The sequence below is a fragment of the Paenibacillus sp. 01T422 genome, assembly GCF_056398785.1.
In genome coordinates, this window is sequence record NZ_JBFTQB010001216.1 from 1 (window position 1) to 1,461 (window position 1,461).

3 protein-coding genes are annotated in these 1,461 nt (G+C 42.3%); 1 reads left to right on the forward strand and 2 read right to left on the reverse strand.

Going from position 1 to position 1,461, the window contains the following annotated elements:
* Positions 1-378: DUF6376 family protein (locus tag AC1DUA_RS37335; protein WP_477504525.1), on the forward strand; the 378-nt coding region annotated here is incomplete at its 5' end.
* 62 nt (positions 379-440) lie between these two features.
* On the opposite strand, the gene AC1DUA_RS37340 is transcribed toward AC1DUA_RS37335, so the two are convergent.
* Positions 441-1,013, reverse strand: coding sequence for a dihydrofolate reductase family protein (locus AC1DUA_RS37340; protein ID WP_477504526.1), 573 nt, complete (start codon positions 1,011-1,013; stop codon positions 441-443).
* A gap of 109 nt (positions 1,014-1,122) precedes the next feature.
* Positions 1,123-1,461 (reverse strand): cupin domain-containing protein (locus AC1DUA_RS37345; protein ID WP_477504527.1); only part of this gene is annotated, 339 nt, incomplete at its 5' end.

The window sequence follows — 1,461 nt, forward strand, 5'->3', positions numbered from 1 at the left end:
TTCCTGGATGGAGCAAATCAATCACTCGATTATGTGAGTCAAGCCACGGCGCACATAAACAAACTGAGTACGTTTGCTGAACAAGCACCGCAGTTGATCAAAGACGCCGCTACAAATCCTGAAACGAAGCAGAAGCTTGAAGATCAATTACTAGCCTTAAAGACAGATATCGAACAATTTAATTTGAAAAGCGTTCCTGCATTCGCAAAAGATATTCACCAGCAATTAGTTGAGAAAAATAAAGTCTTGTTAGATGAGATTAACCAAGTCGTAGACAATGGACATTTGGCACTCGACAAACTGCAAAACTCCCAAATCCTTGCCACCATTACGGATATCACGGGGTTAATCAATCGAATATCCAATTCAGGAGGGTAGCAAAAAGGAGTTAAGCGATTCGAAATCGCTTAGCTCCTTTTTCACTCTCTTAGTCGAATGAATTACTCTTTCTTAGCTTCGTAATGAAGCACCAGCACACCTGAAGGTAGTATCTTGGAAGATAAGAGATTCAAACGTTTCGTTGCCTTATCTTCTTGAAATAATCGCGTGCCATTCCCCAGCACAATTGGGCTAACTGTTAATCGGTACTCATCAATTAAGTCCAAATCCATAAATGTATGAGCGATACGCGGGCTGCCAAAGATGACAAGGTCCTTCCCCGGTTGCTGCTTGAGCTTCCCAATTTCCTCTGCGATATTCTCGTTAATCAATGTTGTGCGGTTCCACTGCACTTCACTGAGGCTTTTGGAAATCACAATCTTGTCAATGTCCTCTATCCAATTCGCATGATCGATATCGTGCTGCGTGCTTTCAGGATTGTTGAGTACAGTAGGCCAATAGCTCTCCATCATCTGATAAGTTACGCGACCATAGATGGGCGATCCCACTGTCTTCACGATCTCATCTGCAGCGTCCATCAAATCTTGGTCATAGGAGATCCAATTCAATTCCCCATTGGGTCCAGCTACAAAGCCGTCTAGCGATACGTGCATGAATAATACAACTTTTCTCATCGTCATTCTCCTTTAGTTTGAGTCTCTCACTTCATTTTAGTGGATTCAAACTAAAAGACACAACATCTAATGGATTTCTATCACGATTCAACAAATATGTTCAAAAATATTATCTTGGATAGTAAGAAAATCCTGGATACTTGACGACCGGCCATTTTTCTTTGCGCAAAGCGTCTATTAGTTCAGGTCCCACATGCAAATTACCCTTCAAAAGTTCATGTGGCGTGAGCGCCATCCATTGATTTAATGAGACATCTTCAAAGAGGTTGCTCTTAAACATTTCAAGAAACCATAGGGTTTCACTACCCGTATTTTGAATATAATGCCCCGTAGCAAATGGCACATATCCGACATCACCTGCTCGATAGTCAAACGTACGGCCATTGCCATTGCCGATAAACACGGTCATTCGTCCCTGACCCGCGAGGTAGTATTGCCACTCATCGTT

Coding starts and splice junctions, on each gene's coding strand:
- AC1DUA_RS37340 (WP_477504526.1), bottom strand. CDS start 1,013: ATGAGAAAAGTTGTATTATTCATGCACGTATCGCTAGACGGCTTTGTA.